We start from the raw sequence: 15,251 nt of genomic DNA, 5'->3' as shown, positions 1-15,251 counted from the left end.
AGTTTAAAAAGGAACTCTCTTTTTCTTTATGTTAGTATAGGTTTACGTATAAAAGAGGGGAATGTGAATGCATGCAGCTTACAAAATTTTCGGTATATGAAAGTGATCAGGTAAGAAAGTGGCAGGAAGGGTTAAAAGAGTGGGATGGCTCAATATCGGAACGGATGATAAATGACCGAGCTGAAGATGAATTTTGGCAGCGGTATGTAGAAAAAATGTCTTTTAATTCAGAAAATGATTCTGTAGTAAAACAGCTTCAACAAGAACTTCTTGCTTTTTTGAATCCAAACGACTCTGTTATGGAAATTGGCCCTGGCTGGGGAAATTATACGTTTTCGATTGCGGATCATGTAAAAGAACTTACGTGTATGGATTGTTCGCCCAGCATCATCCGCTACTTACAAACGCAATCAGATGCCCGCTCTAATCTAAAGTTCATAGAAGGTAAATGGGAGTATGAGCGTCTAACAGATAACTATGATGTCGTAGTAGGAATAAACTGCTTTTACCGTATGCATAATATTGTCGATGGTCTCTTAAATATGAATGATTCGGCTAATCGTTTGGCGGTTATCGGCATGTCAACGGGTCCAGAAAAGCCTCATTACATAGAGTTACATAGAAAACTTGGGTACGAGATTAAATGGCGCCGTAAGGAATATATTGACTTACTAAATATTTTATATGAACTGGGCATTTATGCAGATTGTAAGCTGGTTCCTATAACCAAAACGGTAACGTATGAGACGTACGAAGATCTCATCAAGAAGAACTCCACAAAGCTGCTTTCGAAAGATGTTGACAAATTAGAAACTGAGAAGATTATTTTACAGCATGTAAAAAAAGTAAATGGTATATATGAATATACGTATCAATATCATATGGCTTTTATTTATTGGAAACCGATAAAAAGAACCCGTTGAGTAAAATCAACGGGTTCTTTTTAGTAGTGATAAAGCTTTGGTTTAGGATAAGTAATATTAAAATCGTCGCCGCTTAGAAGAACTTTCAATCCCTGCTTCTTCACGGTATTTAGCTACTGTTCTTCTTGAAATTTGAATTCCTTCGCTGGAAAGAAGAGACATGAGCTTTTGATCTGAAAGAGGCTTTAATTTATTTTCTTCGGCAATTAATGTTTTAATTTTCTCTTTTATAAAGGCAGTAGAATTGCTTTGTTCGCCATCGGTTCTCTCTAAAGAATTAGTGAAAAAGTATTTTAATTCAAACAGTCCGCGCGCCGTTTGAATATACTTTCCGTTGGTTGCACGGCTTACCGTTGATTCGTGACAGTTTAATTTTTGAGCAATATCTTTTAAGGTAAGCGGCTTTAGCCCCGAGATACCTACTTCGAAAAATCCTTGCTGATGTTCCACAATGGCTTTAGACACGTTGTAAATCGTCGCATTACGCTGCTCGATACTATTAATTAGCCAAGTAGCTTCGTGCATTTTTTCCTGTACGTATCGATCGGTTGTTACGCATGCAGAGCGATGAACCAGCTTTTGGTAGGTGCTGTTAATTTCGATGGGCGGAAGCAGCTCGCTATGAAGAATAACATGATAGCGGCCGTCTATTTTTTGTACCGTTACATCAGGCGAAATGTACTTCGTAAGCGGAACGTAGAAATCTCCTGCTGGACGAGGATTCAATGTCCGCAAGCAGTCAACAATTTCTTGTACTTCGCGCATCGAAATAGAGTATTTTTTTGAAATGTTCCGATATTTTTTGTTAGCAATATCTTCAATATCGTGTTTCACCACATCGTATAAAAGAGGAGGCTTTGATTTTTTGGACTTAATTTGAATAAGCAGTGAATCGACAAAGTTTTGAGCGCCCACTCCGATTGGATCAAAGCTTTGTAAAACGTGAATCATATCGTTGACTTCGTCAATTGAAACGTTCAGCAGTTCGGCTGCCAATTTTGGCTCAATTGCTAAAAAGCCGTTTTTATTTAAGTTTCCAATTAGAAATTGAACGATGTGTTTTTGCTGTGAGTGTAAATGATTTAACATAGAAAGCTGCTCTAATAAATGGCTCTCTAATGTCACAGTTTGATCGGATATATAATTAAACGGATTATACTCGTCATCGATGTGACCTTTTGAATATGAACGCTGCTCTCGAGTGTTAAATGAATTTTTTTGCTGAGGATCGCCAGCAGACAGTTTAATTACAGGATTTTCATTGACTTGCTCATGAAGATAATGAACTAAATCGGCCGTAGAATAATTTAAAATGTTGATAGACTGACGTAATTCAGGTGTCATGGCCAATTTTAATAGTTGTTTTTGAGATAAATCTAAACCTAATTGCATCATTGAATCACCTATCATTCTTGAGTTTTATTTCGACAATTCTGGCTGCATCGTTCGACATCATCATATATGAAAATGCGAAAGAATTCTATAGTGTTGTCAGATGTTCTTACACAAGGGCGACCCAGAAGAAAGAGTAGGGAAATAGATAAAACAACCGAATAGGTCTTCCCAGCAGCTATTCGGTTGTTTTAACAAAGCTGCTAGGAGAACTTAGCTGCAATTTGGAGTGTTTCCCATTCTTCTATCTCCCCATGCGCACATCATATTTAAAATTTCTCGTAAGGTTTCGCCTTCTTCACTGAGTGAGTACTCTACTTTAGGAGGAACTTCATTGTATACTTTTCTATTAACTACACCGTCTTTTTCTAATTCTTTTAGCTGTTGAGACAGCATTTTTTTGGTAATAGCAGGCATAGCTCGCTGAAGTTCGCTAAAACGTTTTTCGCCTTCTTTTAATAGGCATAAAATAACGACTTTCCATTTCCCGCCGATTACTTCAAGCGTTGCTTCAACAGGTACATTATAGTGGGGTGCTTTCACCGCTAATCCTCCATTCATAAACAGATATGAAATATGGATATAATAATTTAATATCCATAGACCTAGGTTACCGGGAAGGTACCTGGTTACATGAAAGTGCCTTCTTTTGTAAACAACATGTATTTATTATACTGAAAAAGAACTTTTAATTGAAGGAAGAAATGTAAAAGGGGAGATCTTGATGAAAGCTTTACTGCTAGAAGGCAAAGGGAAAGTAAGTGAGATGAAAGTCGGAAATATCCAAAAGCCGCATCCAGCTAAAGGTGAAATTTTAGTTAAAATTAAAGCTACTGCCCTAAACCCTGTAGATTATAAAACAGGAAATGGCGGTAATCCTAGTTGGACATATCCTCACGTATTAGGACTTGATTCAGCTGGCGTTGTCGAGGAAGTGGGAGAAGAAGTGACAACTGTTAAAGTGGGAGACCACGTTGTATATCATAGCGATTTATCGAAAAAAGGCGGGTTTGCACAATACGGAGTGACAACAGCTCATACAGTTTCTCTTATTCCAAAAGGGGTTTCATTTGAAGACGCTGCGGCTATTCCATGTGCGGGATATACAGCATATCAAGCATTGTTTCACAAAATGAACGCTTCAAAAGGACAAACGATTTTAATTCACGCAGGTGCTGGAGGGGTTGGAGGCTTTGCTATTCAGCTTGCCAAAAATGCAGGGCTTACAGTGCTTACAACTGCATCTTCTGCCAATCATGAGTTTGTGAAAAGTTTAGGTGCTGACTATGCAATCGACTACCGTAAAGAAGATTTTGTGAAAAAAGTGCTGGAGCTTACCGATGGACTCGGTGTAGATTTAGTTCTAGATACCGTTGGACGTGACAATGCAGACGAATCGGTGAAGGCTCTTGCTTTTAATGGTCAAATTGCATTTATCGCAGGACCTCCTAATGTAAACGATGCAATTTCGTTTGCGCATCCACTATCGTTTCATCAAGTTGCATTAGGAAGTGTACATCAGTCTAATAACGTAAAAGAACAGCGAAAACTTGCTGAGATGGGCAATAGTATGCTTTCGCTTTTACAAGAAAATAAGCTGAATGCTCTTGTGGAAAAAGTTATTTCACTAGATGAAGTGCCGGCGGCATTAGATGAACTGGCGACTCGTCGAGTAAAAGGGAAAATTGTAGCTGTAATAGATAAATGATAGAACGAAAAAGGCAAACACAATAAATGTGCTTGCCTTTTTAAATCGTAAACTGCTGCGTATAGAGTTTGTGGTAGAAACCTTGTTTCTCTAACAGCTCAAGGTGATTTCCTTCTTCAATAATTTGTCCGTCTTTTAAGACAAGAATTTGATCTGCGTTTTCAATCGTTTTGAGTCGATGGGCAATTACAAAGCTTGTTTTTCCTTTTAATAGATTGCTCATTCCTCGTTGAATATCAATTTCTGTTTTTGTATCAATATTGGAAGTAGCTTCGTCTAAAATTAAAATATCGCAGTCAGAAAGCATCGCTCGAGCAATCGATAAAAGCTGCTTTTGGCCTTCACTTAAATTTCCTCCACCGGCTGAAATGACGGTATCGTATTGCTGCGGCAGATGCTTGATAAACGAATGAGCATTTGCCATTTTTGCCGCGCTTTTCACTTCTTCATCGTTGGCATCTAATCGGCCAAATCGAATGTTGTCCGCAATCGTACCGGAAAATAAATAGGTATCTTGAAGAACAATGCCGATTCGGTTTCTTAAATCATGTATTTTATAGTCACTGATGGAGCGGCCGTCAATTTTAATGTCTCCGTTTGCAATGTCATAAAATCGTGTGAGCAAGTTTATGATTGTTGTTTTACCAGAGCCCGTCGGACCAACCAAAGCAACCATTTCACCTTTTTTTGCGGTCAGTGTAACATTTTTCAAAATCATTTTTTCATCGTTATAGCCAAATGATACGTTCTCAAAAGCAACGTCTCCTGCAAATTTTGTAATAGAAAGAGCGTTTGGCTTGTTTGTGACGTCCGGCTGCTCATCCATAATCGCAAACACGCGCTCTGCGCCGGCAATAGCCGAAAGAATGGTGTTTACTAAGTTTGCCATTTGACTGATTGGGCGAGAGAACTGACGTGAGTAGTTAACAAATGAAGCGATCATCCCAACGGTAACGCTGCCTTGAACAGCCATAAATGCTCCCGCTCCGATCACTAGTGCTAAGCCTAAGTTGTTGATGAAGTTTGTCACAGGACCTAAAAAGCCTGAAAATGTTTCCGCTTTTGTTGCTGAACTTCTCAGCTGTTCATTTCGTTCATTAAAAACAGTTAAAAAATCTTTTTCCTTACTAAAAAGCGTAACAACTTCTCCTCCAGAGATTGCTTCTTCTACAAAGCCGTTTAGCTCACCTAAGTCTTTTTGGCGTTTGACAAAATTTTCACTGCTTCGTTTTAATATTTGTCGAACGATTATAACCATCAATGGAATAACAATCAGCGTGATAATGGCAAGAATCCAGTTGAGCAAGAACATCGCAATGGTAATACCGACTAGAGATAAAATAGACGACAGAGCCTGAATGACGCTTTGACTCAGAGCGTTGTTTAGATTATCAATATCATTAGTAACCCTGCTCATTAACTCTCCGTGAGCTCGCTTATCAAAAAAGCGAAGAGAGAGAGTTTGAAGCTTTGCAAATAAATCTTGGCGGAGCATTCCGATGGTCGTAAACGAAACGTTCACCATTAAATAGGTTTGCAGCCATGTTAATAAAGATGTCGTAATATAAATTCCTGCAAGAATAAGTGACATTCGTATCGTTCCGCTGATATCTTTGGGAATAATATGCTCATCAATAATAACCCCAATTAAATAAGGGCCTAATAAATTAAGCAGGGAAGTCACAATAACTAAGATGATCGCAGCCGCAAGCGGAGGTTTTCGTTTCCCCATATATGACCAGATTCTGTGCAGTGTTTTTTTCGCATTCTTTGGCTTCACTACAGGACCTTTCATCATTCCTCTAGGGCCGCGAATAGAGCTCATTTGATTTTTACCTTGATTATTCACTAGGCAACACCTCTTTTCCGCCTTGTGCAAGATAAATGTCGTAATAAAGAGAGCGATAACGAAGCAATTCTTCATGAGTCCCTTGTTCAGCAATTTTACCTTCATCCATGACGACAATATGATCAGCGTGGAGAAGAGACGAAATTTTAGAAGCAATAATGATAACGGTCGCATCAGCAAACTCTTCTTTTAAATGTGTTAGTACCTGTGCTTCTGAGACAGCGTCTAATGCTGAAGTTGCATCATCGATAACCAGGATAGCGGGCTTTCTAACAAATGCACGCGCGATTGAAAGACGCTGCTTTTGCCCTCCTGATAAATTGGTCGCCCCTCGCGTTAAAGGATACTTATATCTTTCTGGGAGTTTTTCAATAAACTCCGTTGCGCATGCAAAAGCTGCAGCATCTTCAATTTCTGAGGGAGAAGCATGATCTTTTCCCATGCGAATATTCATATCAATCGTGCCGGTAAACAGCGTAGCTTTTTGAGGAATAAACCCAATGGATGAGCGAAGCACTTTTACGTCATAGTCCGTAAGATTTTTTCCATCCACGAAGATTTCGCCGTCATCGGGATCATATAGGCGGGAAATAAGTTTTGCAAGCGTCGACTTCCCGCTTCCAGTAGAGCCGATAATGCCAATGGTTTCCCCGTGTTTAGCAGTAAATGAAATATCTTTTAATACGTTTTCGCCATTTTTACTATAGCTGTATGTAACGTTTTGAAACGATAGATCACCTTTAAGTCTGTTGATTTGAGCAGCAGAGTTTGCTGGAGGGATGTCTATTTTTGTTTTTAATACAGAATCGATTCGTTCAGCTGAAGGGAATGCGCGTGTAATTTGCATCAGCACCATGCTGCTTGACATAAGTCCGTTTAAAATAATCGTTAAGTAATTAATAAAAGCTAAAATCACACCTGCTTCAATTTTTCCTGCTTCGACTTGAAGCCCTCCCAGCCATAGAGTAGCTACCATTCCGATATTTACGACAAATAAAATAACGGGCATTAAAAGCGAAATAAGCTGAACAGCACTCATATTAGCTCGCGTCAAGGAGCTGTTTGCTTCTTTAAATTGATCGATTTCATATGATTCTCTTACATACGCTTTTACTACACGCATCCCCGATAAATTCTCTTGGACTTTTGTGTTTACACGATCAACGCTTTGCTGAACTTTTTTAAAAAGTTTTCCAGCTTTTGTGATCACAAACCAAATGCATAAAAATAAAATAGGGACGACCACGACGATAATAGGAAACAAAGAACGAGCGGTTAATAACACGATCACAATACTTCCTGCAAAAAGTAAAGGACCTCTCACTAAGACTTTTAACGTCATATTCAATGCGTTTTGAACACTCGTTACATCATTTGTCATGACCGTAATTAAGTGACCGGTTCCTAGTTTGTCTCTGTTGCTGTTTGAGAGGTTTTCAATCTTTTCAAACAGCGCTTTCCGAATATCGGTCGAAAAGTTTACTGCCGCTTTTGTACTAAGAATGGCGCAGACGATACCAGCAGCTAAGCCAATGATTGCTAACATGAGCATAAGGATACTTCGGGTGATAACATATGTTTGATTATTGTTTGCAATGCCATAATCAATGATATGCTGCATAATAGTAGGCTGAAGAAGGTCAGCTAACACTTCAATTACCATCAATAGCGGGGCAAACAGCGCGAGCCATTTGTAAGGTTTTAAGTAAGGGTACAAAGATTTAATTGTATTCACACATTGTGGCACTCCTTTCTGTAAAAAATATGGTAACATAGAATAAGTTTAGAAGTTTGTTTCAAGCACCATTTATTATACGCCAATGCAAGCAGAAATCCACTTTTTGAGAGGGTCAGGTATGCAATGAATCAAACATTACGAGTACACCATCCACTTTTTGGATCTTTGTTATATGACTCGGCCTGGGTTGGAGAAAAACAGGTCACTTTCTTTGGACAAAAACAACACGTGTTGCTGACAATTGATGGAGATAAAGAGAAGCCATTTCAAAAACGGCAAGAAGAGGCTTTTCAAGCATTTTGGCTTCAAAGTGAATTATTGTTAAAGAGGACGGAAAAAGCTCTTTTTGATTATTATCAAAAGGTGCGAGATGAATACAGAACTCAAGTTGAAAAAGACGTGGTAGACTTATTAGTTCCGAATGTAAAAAAGCGAAAAGACATCGGTTTTTTAGTTGAGTGTATTCAAATCTTTGTTCCTGAAGCACCTCATGATACAAGAGAACTTGGTTTGTTTTTTGAATGTACGTGGGAAGAAGAGCATATGTTAGCTGTAAAGTTTAGAAATGAACAAATTGCCGCTATTGGCTTACAAGAAGATTTATTCTAGTAAAAAGCCTTGAAGCAAACTGCTTCAAGGCTTTTTGGCATTAATGTTTGACAGGCTCTTCGATTCCCATACCTGTATTTGCTTTTACTAAAATCTCATCAAATTTCTTTTCGTCTGCTTTTTTAGACGAAAGAAGTGTTCCTATAAAAGCAGCTAAGAAGCCTAGAGGAATAGAGATAATACCAGGGTTTGTTAATGTGATGAGCGGTTCACCTACAAAGATAGCAGCTCCAGGCTCAGGTGCCCACACGTTTGGACTAATGGCAACTAAAAAAAGTGAGCTGAATAGTCCAACCAGCATGCCAGTGACTGCTCCTGCTGTATTGAAGCGTTTCCAAAAAATAGTAAGAAGAATAATTGGCAAGTTAGCGCTCGCTGCTACGGCAAAGGCAAGTGCAACTAAAAATGCTACGTTCATGTTTTGAGCAAATAATGCAAGAATAATAGATAGAATGGATACCCCAATAGAAGCCCATCGTGCAGCTACTACCTGTTCTTTTTCAGTTGCAGCTCCTTTACGGAGAATATGACTATAGAAGTCGTGTGCGAATGCTGAAGCTGCTGAGAGCACCAGCCCAGCTACAACAGCTAAAATCGTAGCAAAAGCTACAGCTGAGACAAACGCAAAGAGAAAGTCTCCGCCAAGAACTTGAGCGAGCAGGGGAGCTGCCATGTTTCCTGCTGCATTTGCTTTGATAATATCATCGTACCCTACGAATGCAGCAGCACCGAATCCTAAAAAGATTGTCATAATGTAAAAAACGCCAATGATCCACGTTGCATAAATAACAGACTTTCGTGCGGTGATGGCATCTTTTACTGTAAAGAAACGAATAAGGATATGAGGCAGGCCTGCTGTACCAAGAACAAGAGCTAAATTCAACGAAATCATATCCAGCGGATTTTTGAATTTATTTCCTGGATTTAAAAAGCCGTCACCAAGAGGAGTTGCGGTTTTCATCTCAGAAAACATTTTAGCTAAGCTAAAATCAAATTTTGAAAATACAATAATGGAAATAATGAACGTACCAATCATTAGAAGCAAGGCTTTGACAATCTGCACCCAGCTAGTCGCCGTCATCCCTCCAAATACAACGTACACCGTCATCAAGACGCCGACAATCAAGACAGAATACACGTAATCTAGACCAAGTAATAAATGAATTAATGCTCCTGCTCCAACAAGCTGTGCAATCATATAAAAAATGGAAATGGTGATCGTGTTTAACGCAGCAACTCCCCGCACTTTCTTTTCGTTAAAACGAGCTGCTATCATATCTGCCATCGTGTACTTTCCTAAGTTGCGAAGTGGTTCAGCGACAATGTATAACACAACGAGATAGGCAACTAAAAAGCCGATGCTGTAAAAAAAACCGTCAAATCCAGAAAGCGCTACCATTCCAGCTATGCCTAAAAATGAGGCAGCAGACATATAATCTCCGGCAATCGCCATGCCGTTTTGCCAGCCGGTTAAACTTCCATCTGCTGTATAAAAGTCACTGGTTGTTTTTGTCCGCTTGGATGCCGCATACGTAATGATTAGCGTAAGACCTACAATGGCTAAAAAAAGTGAAAAAGCTAGTACGTTCATTCATTTAACCCCCTATTCAATTTGCAGCTTCTTTTTTTATCGTGTCAACAAGTTCATCAAATTTCGAGGCTCTTTTTGTGTATAAGACGCATAGGGCCCATGTCATCACAAACTGTGCAAAAGCAAATACCCACGCCCAAGTCATAGAAGCAAAAGCTGGTTTGTTTAAGACGGTTGTGTAAGCCGTTAAGATGGGCAAGGTAAAATAAAAAGCAAGAAAAAACAGAGAGAGCGGTAAAATAAAATTGCGTTTTTGTTTCAAAAGCTTTTGAAATGAAGCAGAATGTACAATTTCTGTGTAATCAGGAGAGGAAGAAGCATTGTTTACCTTCTTTAAAGAATTTTCATTCATCGCCAAGCGGAATTCCCCCTTTGATAATAAGTAAATGAAGCAAAAAGCTTCATATCACTTGAATTATATTATTTTCGGAATAAAAAGTAAATTCTGTCTTTTTGTGAGAATGGTAACTTTGGAAGTTTTTTAATATACTAAAGGTTCAAACTAAATGCATACTGCCATAATAAAAAAAGAACAACATTCAATATAAAGGAAAAATCATTCGCAACAGAAATGTTGAAATTAACCCTTAGTTTCTTTTACATATAAGGCTTTTCTTTATTATTTAAACGTCATTTTTTTGTTTGATCTTTTGAAAAGTAAAAGAAGATGATGATAAAATCATAAGCACACAATAATGTTAAATAGAAAACAGGTAAAGAAAGTACGCTATTATTTAGAGATGGTTATAAATAGACAAGATATTATGAAAGATTTCTATAATGAATGATAGTTTTTCTTTATAGTAAACAAACAATGTGACTACTTATATAAAAGAGAAAAGGTGAAAGAATGGCATTTGGAATTAAACGCCCGGAACTAAACGCATGGAAAGCAGCTGTTAAGCGAGGAGAGATCGCATTTTTAACTCATTATTGGCTTGATGAGCGTTTTCCACATGCAACTACCGTAACAAAAGTAGGTTGCAGTGACTTAAATAAGCTGATTAAGTGGGGAAAAAAGTATGGTATTCCCGCTAAGTATATTGATAATCGATCCGGCTATCCTCATTTCGATTTACTAGGCGAGCGTCAGAAAGAAATTATGAAAAAGGAAAATCAGCTGGAGCAGCTGAAGCGATTTGAAGAAGTTAAAGAGTGAAAAGCAAAACTAATTTTAAAAAACTGTAAAAAAATTCTATTGTTAAGGCTTTTTTTATGTTTAAATAGAAAAAACAGTGGAATAGATTAAGAAGAACAATTACGTCATGTATTCTCTCATATAGGGAAAATAACTTAGGTGAGTTTCCTTATTTGATACGATAAAGAGCTTTGTTTTATAATAAAATTGTTGTTCGGATAAAAGGAGGAAGAAGGGCATGTCCGAGGTTGGAACTTTAAAAAAAGGATTAGATATCTTCTCTTTGCTTTTAAACCGTCCGAATATGACTATTCCAGAAATGATGGAAGCGCTCGGTTTTAATAAGAGTACGATGTATCGTCTTGTGAGCACGCTTGAGCAAAATGGATTTATTGTAAGAAACCCGTCTAACCGCTATACGGTTTCACCACAACTGGTGTTGGCACTCGTGCAAAATACGATGCATACGAACTATGAAATGAATTGGCTCTCTGTTCCTGCTATGCAGAAGCTGAGTGAAGAGACCAAAGAGACCATTTACGCGGGAATTCTCCATCATAAACAAATGGTTACAACTCAGGTGGTCAACGGGCAATATAGCACTCGTACGCATTCCGAAGTAGGAAATAAAAAGCCGCTTCATGCAAATGCTATTGGAAAGTGTATTCTTGCTTATCAAGAGGACAGCGTACAAAAATCTATTCTTCACGAACTTTCGCTTGAAGCTTATACAGATCGAACGATTACCGAGCTGGACGAGCTTGAAGCTGATTTGGCTTTAAGTAAAGAAAGAGGATATGCTGTCGATGATGAAGAACGGGAGCCTGGCGTTCGCTGTATTGCAGCCCCTATTTTCAGAAAAGGAAAAATAATGGCGGCTATTGCTTTATCAGGTCCATCGCTTCGTATTTCACAAGAGAAAGACGAAGAACATGCTGCACTTGTTAAACAGTGCGCAGAACAAATTTCACAAGCAATTACTCTTTACGAATAATTCAATAGTAAAAAAGGGGATGAACAGCAACATGGAAAACTTACAGTCAACGACGACCTTAGCAAACGGCGTTAAAATGCCTTGGTTAGGTTTAGGTGTTTATAAAGTAGAAGATGGTCAAGAAGTTGTAGATTCAGTTAAATATGCAATCAAAGCTGGATATAAAAGCATTGATACGGCTAAAATTTATGAAAATGAAGAAGGCGTTGGACAAGCGATTAAAGAATCAGGTGTTTCTCGCGAAGAGCTATTTGTTACATCAAAAGTGTGGAATGCAGATCAAGGATATGATACAACTCTTCAAGCGTTTGAAACAAGCTTAAACAAGCTAGGTCTTGAATATTTAGATTTATACTTAATTCACTGGCCGGTTGAAGGTAAGTATAAAGATACGTGGAAAGCACTTGAAAAGCTTTATAAAGACGGGAAAATTCGTGCAATTGGCGTATCGAATTTCCAAGTTCATCATCTAGAAGACTTAATTGCAGATGCAGAAGTTAAGCCGATGGTAAACCAAATCGAATTTCATCCACTTTTAACACAAATAGAAGTGCGTGAATACTGCAAAAAACAAGGAATCCAAGTGGAAGCATGGTCACCGCTTGCACAAGGTGAGCTGCTTGATAACGAAGTGTTAACTCGAATTGCTGAAAAGCACGGAAAATCAACTGCTCAAGTTATCTTACGCTGGGACTTACAAAACGAAGTAGTAACAATTCCTAAGTCAACAAAAGAACATCGTATTATCCAAAATGCAGACGTATTTGATTTTGAATTAAATGCAGAAGAAGTTGAAAAAATTAACGCATTAAATCAAAATCATCGCGTAGGTCCAGATCCGGATAATTTTGACTTTTAATTTTAAATCAAGACTAAAACGTCTTGGAAGATAAATAATAAACAAAGCGCTATTGTCATTCATGCAGTAGCGCTTTGTTTATTAAATAGGAAATGTGATGGTTGAACGAGGAGGAAAAGTAATGAAAATGTCAGGAAACACTATTTTGATTACGGGCGGAGCGTCTGGAATTGGGTTGGGGCTTGCAGAACGGTTTTTAAATGAAGGAAATGAAGTCATTATTTGTGGAAGAAGGGAATCAAAGCTGCAAGAAGCAAAAGAAAGATTTCCTTCGTTACATACAAAAGTGTGCGACGTATCAATAGAAGAAAGCAGAGTAGAGCTAGTAAAATGGGCGACCGAAACGTTCCCAAAATTAAATGTTATTGTGAATAATGCAGGCATTCAGCAGCGCGTAAATCTTTTACACATGCACGAAGAGTGGCAGTATTACGAAAAAGAACTAATGAGTAATGTAAGTGCTCCTATTCATTTAACTTCGCTATTGATTCCTCATTTTGTTCAACAAGAACGTGCTGCGGTTATTAACGTAACGTCCGGGCTGTCTTTAACACCTGGAGCATGGGTGCCAATCTACAGCGCAACAAAAGCGGCGTTAAGGTCGTTTACGATTAGTTTAAGACATCAAGTAGAAGAAACAAATACCGAAGTGATAGAAATTCTTCCTCCAGCCGTGAACACGGATTTAGGAGGACCGGGACTTCATACATTTGGAGCACCGCTTGATGACTTTGCTGATTCAATATTTGAAGAATTGAAAAAAGGTAAAATCGAAATTGGCTATGGAGACAGCGCTAAGAGGCTTCAAGCTTCCAAAGAAGAAATTGAGAAAGCTACAGCACAGGCTTGGAATAGATTTTTGAAAAATAATCCTGAATTTTAAAGGCAGGAAACAAAAAGCTTCCTAAAGTCGTCAATAGTAGCGGGTCATAAAAAGCGTGTGTCCATAAAATAAATGAACACACGCTTTTTAGCATTAACGATCTACAGTTTGTCTAATTCTTTTTTCCATTTTTTCAAGCATGCGGAGGTACTCATCCTGTTCTTCAGGAGTTAGAGCAAAAAGCATGTCTTGCCAAAATAAATTTCGCTGCTCAATTACATAGTTCACTAATGTTTCACCAGCTTCTGTTAAGGATATCCATACGATTCGGCGGTCTTTTTGGTCACGTACACGCTGAACGAGTGCATCATCTTCTAATTGATTTAATAAAATGGTAGTAGCCCCGGAGGTTAGCTTTAGATTTGAAGAAATTTCGGCTACCATACGTTTAGAGCTGACTCCGATGAATTTTAAAATTAAAAATTTCGTAATGGTTAAATTATAGGGCTGCTCATTGATTTTATCTTCTAAGAGCGTTCGCTTGAGTTCAAATAATGAGGTTTTAACTTGGTCAAGTTTTTCTAGTTTATCTATTAACTGCTGATCCATCATAATCACCTTTTCTTTATCATTATAGGTGTTAAACAATTGCTGCTAGTTACCTATTGTGGTTTATGTATATAGGGAGTTTGTTCCAAAAAAAGAAGCTGTTTTTGTGTATAACTCTATGCTTATATATCTAACTTTAAAGTAAAGTAAAGTACTTGTAAAGAAACCAAAACTTTTAAGTTGTATTTCAGTTAAAGATGTAGTAAAGTATTCAGTCGGGAAAACTTTATGAAACATAAATGTTTAGTTTTAAAAATAAATTAAAATCAAAGTTATTTACAACTAAATATCTTTGTGATAAAGTTATCTAGCGTAATACTTAACTGAATGAAATATTAAGGAGGTAAAATAAATGTCAAGAGGGCGTTTAATTTTAATGAACTTTATCGGAATTATTGTAGTATTAGCTTTAATTATTGGTGGGGGATACTATTATATTCAAAAATCTAATTATGTATCCACAGACAATGCAAAAGTGTCCGGCGACCTTTATACAGTAGTAGCGCCAGCAGCAGGTAAGGTAGCAAGCTGGAACGTTGAAGAAGGTAAAGATGTTTCAAAAGACGATGAGGTAGCTAAAATCCAATCAGAAGATGGAGAAAAAACAGTTACAGTACCAGAAGACGGTAAAATCATCAAAACACAGGTGAAAGAAAATCAAATGGTTCAAGCTGGTCAACAAATTGCTAGCGAAGTAGATATGAATAACCTATTCATCATTGCAAACATTAAAGAAGACAAATTAAAAGATATTGAAGCTGGCGATGACGTTGATGTAACAGTTGACGGAGATACTAAAACAACAATCGATGGAAAAGTAGAAGAAATCGGTTATGCAACAAACTCAATTTTCTCATTAATGCCAAGTTCTAATTCAGACGGAAACTATACTAAAGTATCACAAACAGTTCCTGTTAAAATCTCTATTTCTAACTACTCTGAAAACGTACTACCAGGTATGAACGCAGAAGTAAAAATCTCTAAAAACTAAGAACGTACATGATTAAGAAGAGAAGAA

At 37.8% G+C, this 15,251-nt stretch carries 15 protein-coding genes; 8 read left to right on the top strand and 7 right to left on the bottom strand.

What is annotated here, in order from left to right:
* Window positions 1-71: 71 nt before the first annotated feature.
* A complete protein-coding gene (locus ACO1DI_RS15155; protein WP_140451615.1) occupies window positions 72-923 on the top strand; it encodes a class I SAM-dependent methyltransferase in 852 nt (283 codons plus the stop codon).
* Between the two features lie 57 nt (window positions 924-980).
* On the opposite strand, the gene rpoN is transcribed toward ACO1DI_RS15155, so the two are convergent.
* Window positions 981-2,315 carry an RNA polymerase factor sigma-54 gene (rpoN, locus tag ACO1DI_RS15150; protein WP_423145444.1) on the bottom strand — a complete coding sequence of 445 codons (1,335 nt, stop codon included), beginning with the start codon at window positions 2,313-2,315 and terminating at the stop codon, window positions 981-983.
* A gap of 213 nt (window positions 2,316-2,528) precedes the next feature.
* A complete protein-coding gene (locus ACO1DI_RS15145) occupies window positions 2,529-2,876 on the bottom strand; it encodes a winged helix-turn-helix transcriptional regulator (protein WP_014461394.1) in 348 nt (115 codons plus the stop codon).
* A gap of 163 nt (window positions 2,877-3,039) precedes the next feature.
* Here ACO1DI_RS15145 and ACO1DI_RS15140 point away from each other — a divergent pair, with 163 nt between their 5' ends.
* Window positions 3,040-4,023: a zinc-binding dehydrogenase gene (locus ACO1DI_RS15140; RefSeq protein WP_116742208.1), complete on the top strand. Its 984-nt coding sequence runs from the start codon at window positions 3,040-3,042 to the stop codon at window positions 4,021-4,023.
* Window positions 4,024-4,063: 40 nt separating this feature from the next.
* On the opposite strand, the gene ACO1DI_RS15135 is transcribed toward ACO1DI_RS15140, so the two are convergent.
* Both ACO1DI_RS15135 and ACO1DI_RS15130 read right to left on the bottom strand, forming a co-directional pair.
* A complete protein-coding gene (locus ACO1DI_RS15135) occupies window positions 4,064-5,848 on the bottom strand; it encodes an ABC transporter ATP-binding protein (RefSeq protein WP_423145523.1) in 1,785 nt (594 codons plus the stop codon).
* 16 nt (window positions 5,849-5,864) lie between these two features.
* The gene (locus ACO1DI_RS15130) at window positions 5,865-7,607 is read right to left on the bottom strand and encodes an ABC transporter ATP-binding protein (protein ID WP_423145443.1); all 1,743 of its coding nucleotides are present in this window, start codon (window positions 7,605-7,607) and stop codon (window positions 5,865-5,867) included.
* Between the two features lie 126 nt (window positions 7,608-7,733).
* Here ACO1DI_RS15130 and ACO1DI_RS15125 point away from each other — a divergent pair, with 126 nt between their 5' ends.
* The gene (locus tag ACO1DI_RS15125) at window positions 7,734-8,219 is read left to right on the top strand and encodes a DUF6985 domain-containing protein (protein WP_014461390.1); all 486 of its coding nucleotides are present in this window, start codon (window positions 7,734-7,736) and stop codon (window positions 8,217-8,219) included.
* A gap of 40 nt (window positions 8,220-8,259) precedes the next feature.
* Here the strand turns inward: ACO1DI_RS15125 and ACO1DI_RS15120 are convergent, their stop codons facing one another.
* Window positions 8,260-9,810 carry a solute symporter family protein gene (locus ACO1DI_RS15120; RefSeq protein ID WP_013081928.1) on the bottom strand — a complete coding sequence of 517 codons (1,551 nt, stop codon included), beginning with the start codon at window positions 9,808-9,810 and terminating at the stop codon, window positions 8,260-8,262.
* Between the two features lie 16 nt (window positions 9,811-9,826).
* Complete coding sequence (locus ACO1DI_RS15115) at window positions 9,827-10,168, bottom strand: DUF485 domain-containing protein (protein ID WP_226700943.1); 342 nt, start codon at window positions 10,166-10,168, stop codon at window positions 9,827-9,829.
* A 492-nt stretch (window positions 10,169-10,660) separates the two neighbouring features.
* On the opposite strand from ACO1DI_RS15115, the gene ACO1DI_RS15110 reads away from it, so the two are divergent.
* From ACO1DI_RS15110 to ACO1DI_RS15095, 4 genes are all read left to right on the top strand, one after another.
* Entirely contained in the window at window positions 10,661-10,969 is a 309-nt protein-coding gene (locus ACO1DI_RS15110; RefSeq protein ID WP_014461388.1) for a hypothetical protein, read from the top strand.
* A 217-nt stretch (window positions 10,970-11,186) separates the two neighbouring features.
* Window positions 11,187-11,942, top strand: coding sequence for an IclR family transcriptional regulator (locus ACO1DI_RS15105; RefSeq protein WP_014461387.1), 756 nt, complete (start codon window positions 11,187-11,189; stop codon window positions 11,940-11,942).
* 31 nt (window positions 11,943-11,973) lie between these two features.
* Window positions 11,974-12,801, top strand: a complete 828-nt coding sequence (locus ACO1DI_RS15100; protein ID WP_042992300.1) for an aldo/keto reductase — start codon at window positions 11,974-11,976, stop codon at window positions 12,799-12,801.
* A gap of 121 nt (window positions 12,802-12,922) precedes the next feature.
* The gene (locus ACO1DI_RS15095) at window positions 12,923-13,684 is read left to right on the top strand and encodes an SDR family oxidoreductase (RefSeq protein WP_042992298.1); all 762 of its coding nucleotides are present in this window, start codon (window positions 12,923-12,925) and stop codon (window positions 13,682-13,684) included.
* A gap of 93 nt (window positions 13,685-13,777) precedes the next feature.
* Here the strand turns inward: ACO1DI_RS15095 and ACO1DI_RS15090 are convergent, their stop codons facing one another.
* Window positions 13,778-14,233 (bottom strand): MarR family winged helix-turn-helix transcriptional regulator, encoded by a 456-nt coding sequence (locus ACO1DI_RS15090; protein ID WP_042992296.1) that lies wholly within the window; start codon window positions 14,231-14,233, stop codon window positions 13,778-13,780.
* Window positions 14,234-14,585: 352 nt separating this feature from the next.
* Here ACO1DI_RS15090 and ACO1DI_RS15085 point away from each other — a divergent pair, with 352 nt between their 5' ends.
* Window positions 14,586-15,224 (top strand): HlyD family efflux transporter periplasmic adaptor subunit, encoded by a 639-nt coding sequence (locus tag ACO1DI_RS15085; RefSeq protein WP_013055624.1) that lies wholly within the window; start codon window positions 14,586-14,588, stop codon window positions 15,222-15,224.
* Window positions 15,225-15,251: the final 27 nt, after the last annotated feature.

This window comes from Priestia sp. 40 (assembly GCF_049368575.1).
In the GTDB taxonomy this organism is placed as follows: Bacteria; Bacillota; Bacilli; order Bacillales; family Bacillaceae_H; genus Priestia; species Priestia zanthoxyli.
The sequence above is the reverse complement of the archived record's forward strand: the minus strand, read 5'-3'. Positions and strand labels throughout refer to the sequence as shown.